The organism is Mesorhizobium sp. M7A.F.Ca.CA.004.04.2.1, from assembly GCF_004022825.1.
GTDB lineage: Bacteria > Pseudomonadota > Alphaproteobacteria > Rhizobiales > Rhizobiaceae > Mesorhizobium.
The window spans coordinates 1-6,249 of sequence record NZ_RZPH01000267.1 but is presented as its reverse complement, the minus strand read 5'-3'; the positions used below and the strand labels follow the sequence as shown (position 1 = coordinate 6,249).

7 protein-coding genes are annotated in these 6,249 nt (G+C 63.5%); 2 read left to right on the top strand and 5 right to left on the bottom strand.

The genetic code is table 11. From position 1 onward, the window contains the following. Together EN893_RS14240 and EN893_RS14235 are read left to right on the top strand one after the other, a co-directional pair. A partial coding sequence (locus tag EN893_RS14240) for an FCD domain-containing protein (RefSeq protein ID WP_164900852.1) occupies nt 1–492 on the top strand: 492 nt, incomplete at its 5' end. Between the two features lie 43 nt (nt 493–535). Further along, the gene (locus tag EN893_RS14235; RefSeq protein ID WP_164748746.1) at nt 536–2,083 is read left to right on the top strand and encodes a GMC family oxidoreductase N-terminal domain-containing protein; all 1,548 of its coding nucleotides are present in this window, start codon (nt 536–538) and stop codon (nt 2,081–2,083) included. A gap of 58 nt (nt 2,084–2,141) precedes the next feature. Here EN893_RS14235 and EN893_RS14230 read toward each other — a convergent pair whose 3' ends face one another. The 5 genes from EN893_RS14230 to EN893_RS14210 all read right to left on the bottom strand — a co-directional run bounded on the left by EN893_RS14230 (nt 2,142) and on the right by EN893_RS14210 (nt 6,232). Further along, nucleotides 2,142–2,894 (bottom strand): GGDEF domain-containing protein, encoded by a 753-nt coding sequence (locus EN893_RS14230; RefSeq protein WP_127267697.1) that lies wholly within the window; start codon nt 2,892–2,894, stop codon nt 2,142–2,144. A gap of 151 nt (nt 2,895–3,045) precedes the next feature. Further along, on the bottom strand, nt 3,046–3,411 hold the full coding sequence (locus EN893_RS39230) for a thermonuclease family protein (protein WP_245456788.1): 366 nt from the start codon (nt 3,409–3,411) through the stop codon (nt 3,046–3,048). A gap of 372 nt (nt 3,412–3,783) precedes the next feature. Next, nucleotides 3,784–4,983 carry an ABC transporter substrate-binding protein gene (locus EN893_RS14220; protein WP_127272575.1) on the bottom strand — a complete coding sequence of 400 codons (1,200 nt, stop codon included), beginning with the start codon at nt 4,981–4,983 and terminating at the stop codon, nt 3,784–3,786. Nucleotides 4,984–5,075: 92 nt separating this feature from the next. Next, entirely contained in the window at nt 5,076–5,834 is a 759-nt protein-coding gene (locus tag EN893_RS14215) for a transglycosylase SLT domain-containing protein (RefSeq protein WP_127270683.1), read from the bottom strand. 26 nt (nt 5,835–5,860) lie between these two features. Then, a complete protein-coding gene (locus tag EN893_RS14210; RefSeq protein ID WP_127270682.1) occupies nt 5,861–6,232 on the bottom strand; it encodes a hypothetical protein in 372 nt (123 codons plus the stop codon). Nucleotides 6,233–6,249 lie beyond the last annotated feature (17 nt).

The window sequence follows — 6,249 nt, the reverse complement described above, 5'->3', positions numbered from 1 at the left end:
GCGCGCGCCAGGCGGGCGCCGACCGCCCTTCCGAGATATGGCGAGGAACTGGTCAGGGTAACCAATCCGATCGAGGTCCTGGAATTGCGCCTGATCATGGAGCCGGGCCTTGCCCGACTGGCGTCGCTGCGCGCCTCCTCTTTCGAGACGGCGCGGATCCTCGACGCGGCAACCACGCCGGAGAACGCCCCGTCGGGTGAGGTCGACTTCGCTTTCCATCTCGCGATCGTTGCCGCGGCCCGCAACCATCTCGCCGCGGAATTCTACAAGATGCTGCGCCAGGTCGGCGTCGATGCGCGGGTGAAAGTTGCGCGCACCGCAGCCCCCACCTGCCCCAAGCGGATCGCCCACCGCGACGGCGAGCATCGCCTGATCGCCGAAGCGATCTCGCAGCGCGATCCCGAAGCGGCAGAGGCCGCAATGCGCACGCACCTTTTGTCCGTGCAGAGACAGATCATGGAACGGTCGAATGCCGGCGCCTTTGCCGCGTGATCGTATCAGCTTCCGATAGTGAGCCTGTGCGGGGAATTTCAAATTGAAACGTCATTTCGACGTGCTGGTGATCGGTGCGGGATCCGCCGGCTCGGTTGTTGCCAGCCGGCTCAGTGAAGACCGGTCGTGCCAGGTCGGCCTCGTCGAGGCCGGGGCGATGCCGGCCGATCCCGACATCGCCGATCCGCTGAAATGGACGATGCTTCAGGGCCGCGCCTACGACTGGAGCTACCGGACCGTGCCCCAGCCCTTCACCGCCAACCGCGTCCATGAATGGCCGCGCGGCAGGATCGTCGGCGGCTCGAGCTGCCTGCATGCAATGGCCTATGTCCGCGGCCATGCCGATGATTTCGAACCCTGGGCGCAAGCTGGCGGCGAGCGCTGGTCCTATCGGGGGTTGTTGCCGGGCTTCATCCGCAGCGAAGCCTTCACTGCCTTCGACGGGCCGACACGCGGCATGAGTGGCCCGCTGGACGTCTATCTGCCGGACGCCGAAGTCAGTCCGGTCGTGCGGGCCTACATCGCCGCCGGGCGCGCCATGGGTGCTCCCGCCCTGAGCGACCACAACAGCGGCGAACTGGTCGGCACTAGTCCCAATTCACTCAACATACGTGACGGCAAGCGCCTGAGCGTCGCCGACGCCTATCTGTCGTCGCAGGTCATGGCGCGGCCGAACCTGACCTTGCTTGCCGGCCACGAGGTCGAGCACCTGGTGCTGGACGGCCACAAGATCACGGGCGTGAGCGTGGTGTGCGGGGGCCAGACCGGAACGCTCTGCGCCGACCGGATCGTCCTTTGCGCCGGCGCAGTATCCACGCCGCTCATCCTCATGCGGTCGGGCATTGGCTGTCCCGATACGCTGAAGCAAGCTGACATACGTTGCCTTGCCGATCGCGACGATGTCGGCCGCAACCTGCAGGATCATCTGCTGGCTCTCGGCAATGTCTACAGCACGAAGAAGCCGGTGCCGCCTTCCCGCCTGCAGCACTCCGAATCGCTGATGTACCTGCACAGCGATGACCCGACCCGCTCCACGGGAAGTCCCGATATCGTGCTGGCCTGCGTCGTCGCGCCGTCGGCGGCCGAGGGCCTGAAGACCCCGCTTTATGGCTCGGCCTTTACCATCCTGTGCGGCGTCACTCATCCAACAAGCCGCGGGCGCATCACACCGAGCGGGCCTGGTCGCAATGACAAGCCGGTCATCGACCCGCATTACCTCGAAACCGAACACGATCGCGCGACATTCAGGATGGCGTTGAAGCGGGCGCGCATGGTCGGCCATCATGCGGCTCTGGGCGAATGGCGCGATATGGAGATCCTGCCAGGCGCACCGGTTCAGTCCGATGCCGAACTCGATGCTTTCATCGCCAGGGCTGCTTCCACCCATCACCATCCGGCCGGCACGTGCCGGATGGGTCGTGACACTGAGGCCGTCGTCGATCCTGACTTGCGGCTGAACGGCTTCGACAATGCCTTTGTCGTAGACGCCTCGGTGATGCCGGCGATCCCGAGCGGACCGATCAACGCCGCGATCGTCGCCATCGCCGAAACCTGGGCGGCGTCTTCACGGGCTACCCCGTCCTCAGCGTAACCGCGGCCGCGTCCGACAGTTCCCCTGGGTTCCGAATGGCTCTGGCTCCCAGCGATTGTCAGCTATGGAGATGCGTCAGTTCAAACGCGGCTCCGTCCTGGACGCCGGCCATGCGCTGCTCGGCGGACCGGAACATGTCCGCGAACTCCACCTGGTTTTCGAACACCACGCCGCCGACCTTGACGGTCAGGGCATCCTCGGTCCCTTTTGGCGCGAAATAGACTTGCGCGATGCGCGCCCGGATACGCTCGCCGATTTCCCTGGCTTCTGCTTCGGTCGCGCCGGCGAGGAAAACCCCGAACATCGACGTCCCCATGCGTCCAACCAGATCCTCCGCACGCACCGACGATTGTATGGTCGAGGCTATGAGCCGCAAGGCCTGATCGCCCCATTCAAGACCAAAGCGCAGGTTGATGGACCGCAGATGTTCCGAATGGATGACCAGGAAGGCGCCCGATTTCGGCCCCGGTACCGACGGCCGTGCCGTTCTTTTTTCGACCATCGACGTGAAGACCGCTCCGTTCAGGCAGCCGGTCATGGTGTCGAAGGTTGCCGACTTGTCGAGTTCCCGGCGATAGCGACGAAGCTCGATCCGTTTTAATCCAACGAACAGAAAAAGCGGAACGCCAAGGACAACGGGCAACAGGATTGCCGTGATCATGCTGCGCCCAAATGGCGTCAGCGCCTCGGAGAACAGGAGCAGATAATTGAGGCCGACGGAAACGCCCAGGATTGCAGCGGTTCCCAGAAAGGTCAGCAAAGCGACGCTTTTCCATGCCTGGTCGGTGGTGCTCGCCATAGTCTTTATCACTGGCCGATCTCCTGTGGTTGGGCTGGTATAAGGCCGGTGTGTTGCAATTTCAGTTTCAAGGAAGCTTGCAATTTAATCGATTGCGTGATGACCCCATCAAGGCTGCGCCCGTGGCGGTTAACAAACAAAACATCAGGGAATGAATGGCAGGCTATTGCGCCGGGCCGAATATGCCCATCTCAGCCTTTCGGGCTGTCGCCTCCGCCTTGCCGTAGATGCCGCTCGGCAGCGCCGTGGCCCAGCCGTTGGAGACAAGCCAGGCGCCGACATCCTGCTTGCCCAGCCTGCACGGTGCGGCGACGGCAAAACGCTCGACGTCCGGCGGTACGAAACAGTGCAGCGCGCGTCCCCTCAACCAGGAATTGAAAACGGCGCGTGCGCGAAGGCCGCAAGGCCAGGTGACGTCATGAAACGAGCAGGAGCTGTCGAGATCGATGCCCCGCACTCCGCTGATGACCACCTTGCGGCCCATGGCTTCGAACATCGCCGACGATGTGGCAATCGGGCGGTAGAGCAAGACCTCCCGCCAATCCCCGGGCATTGGCGTTTTCGGGGGCACGGCGAGACCGAGCTCGCTGAGTGGCGGACGGGGCTCGGCCCTTTCGATCTCAGCGGGATCAAGCCGTGGCGGAGCGATCAGGTCTTGAGCAACCTTGCGCGCCGGCTCCAGGCGTTGTGCGTCGGCAACCGGGGCAACCGGCCGGATAGGCCGGGTATCGCCAACATCCGGCGACGGGGCACGGACAGGCCGATCGACCGAAAGCAACGCCCCGCCTTGAATGATCAGCAGTATCCCGGCCAGAAGCAGGATGCTTCCGAGTGCGATCGCCAAGCGGCTGCGGCCCCGCCTGCCCATCAGCTTGAACAGGATCTCGGGGATTTGCGCCGGTCAGAAACCCGACGTCGATTTGGCAACCAGCTTGAGCGCACCTTTTTCAATCCGATAGAACGGCATCGAGCGTTGGCTGGATCCGTCGGCCCGAAACCGGAACAGGCCGGTCGAGCCACGAAAGCCGTTTGGATTTTCGAGAACTTTCTTGCTGAAGCCATCAGGCCCGACCGCGCTGGCAATCCCTGCCGTCAAGGCAACCATATCATAGGCATAGGCCACATTGACGTCGGCCGGATAGTTGTATGTCGTCCTGAAGCGGTCGGCGATCGGCCCGGTTTCACTTGGATCGAGCGTGGCGATAAACGCCCCCTCGAAGAGCGGATCCATGGGGTGCTCCAGCCAACGGTTCGTTCCGACGACGGAGATGGTCTTTCCCGGAATGCCCTTCGATTTGAGGGCGGCAAGGATGGGCGCCGGACTGCCATTGCCGCTGGCGACAATGACGGCGTCGGGGGCGTCCACGAGTGAGCCCATTTCGTCGATCGCCTTCGCGCCACCGTCGCCGGCAGAATATCGGAGAGTGACCGCGAGCGCCGCGCCGTAGATGCTGAGGCTGTTTGCGACCCGCTTCTCCATGGCGCCGGCGTTTGGATTGTCCGCGACAAGCAGTACGAACTTCTTGCTGCCTTTCGCGGCCAGTCCCGCGGCGCCGGCTGCGGCGCTGTCGGCTTCGCCAAGGAGCACGGCATAGACCCCGGCGCCGCCGGCGAAATTGTCGGCAAGCGCCAGAACCGGTGGCCGCTTCGATCCCGAAAGCGTGGCAATATGCTGGGCTGCCGGCAGCTCGGTCGGGCCAATGACGACTTTCGATCCCGTCGTAATGGCCGTTACCGCCAGTTTGCTGGCCTGCGCGCTGTCGCCCTTGGTGTCCTCTATCGTCAGCGTCAGCAATCCGTTGCCGATATCCGTCATCGCCAGCTTGGTCGCATCGAGCATCTTCCTGCCGTTTTCCCCGGCCGTTCCGGGGGCGGACAGCGGCAGCAGCATCGTGACTTTGGTCGAACCGGTACCCAGCGACTGGGTCGCCTGGACGGGACCGCCACCGGCGGCGCCGTTCTGCCCGGCAGGCGCGGCAATCGTCGCCGGATCGAGCACTTCGGACACGCCGCCCTTCGACTGGCAGCCCGACACGATCGCGGCGAGCGCCAAGGCGATTGCCCATGTCCGCGGACAGTGGACCTGTCGGCCAGCTTCCATGAATGCTCCACCCCTATGTGCCGCCGGATATTGTTCCCGGTCTGGTCTTCAACGCATGTTACGGCGGACTTGCAGTGCCGTCTGTAGTTCTTTTAGCCGCCGAAGAGCCTGCCTCTGAGCGCCCTGATCTGCCTTGCTTGCCCGGCACTTCGATAGTCGGCGCATTTCATGTATCGCGGCCCCGGCACGAACACGCGGCGCACGCAAACGCCCTTTGCCTGGGCAGGGGCTCCGCCCTCTCCGCCCGGCGAAAATGCGGAAAAGCCGAACGTCGCCACCGGCAAAGGCCCGGTCACTTCAAAGCCTTCCCTTGCCAGGATTGCCCGCGCACGCTGGCAGTAGCGGACCGAAAGGGCCGAGAACCGGCTTTCATTGTGCCCGGCGCGATATTTCATGACGGTGGTGCACAGATCGCCCGCGGCGAGCCTGTTGGCCTGTGCAAGATATTTGACCCCCAGCGCGATGTTGGCCGCCGGCGCGCTCAGATCGTCCAGGGAACCTCGAAAGCCGAGCATTCTGGCCGTCGCCGGCATCACCTGCATCAGGCCGACTTCGCCGTCGCCGCCTTGCACGTCGGGATCGAAGCCGCTTTCGATCTCCATCACCGCATGCGCCAGCATCGGCTCCAGGCCATAGATCGATGCCTGGCAACTCGCAAATGCCTTGAAAGCCTGCCGGGTCCACTCCGTGGCCGGATCACAGCGCACCGGTTGCTTCAGTCCGGACGAAAGCTGTGGTTTCACGGATGGTCGTTCCAGCCAGTTGGCACTGGCCGGCGTGACCGTTTGGACAAAGCCAAACAACACGATCGCACCCGCGACCGCCTTCAGGAAGGATCCGTCGGCTGTCATGATGGCCAACAGGCGTGGCTATCCGGTCAGTGCATGTACTCGACCATGCGATCGTGAAAACACTCGCATTTGTTGAGGTAGTCTTCGTCCTTGTAGTTCGTCTTCAGGTAGCCATAGGCCTTGCCGCAAGCGACCTTGGCCTCCGACGCCCAGACGAAGACGGGCCGCGACGAGTTGATCCACTCCGAGCTGTTGGCGACGGCAACCGACTCGTCCATCAACTTCACAACCTCCTGCTTCAGATCGACGATGTTGTCGTTCAGCACCAGGTTGGAGGTGCCGACGACACGGCAATAGTCGCCCGTCGGACCGTCGATGATGTCGGCGGCATACCCCGTCGACCCGACTGCCAGCAACAGCGTCGCAGCGGAAACAAGCAGTCTTGCAGAACGTTTCATATTGAGCTCCCCTAGAT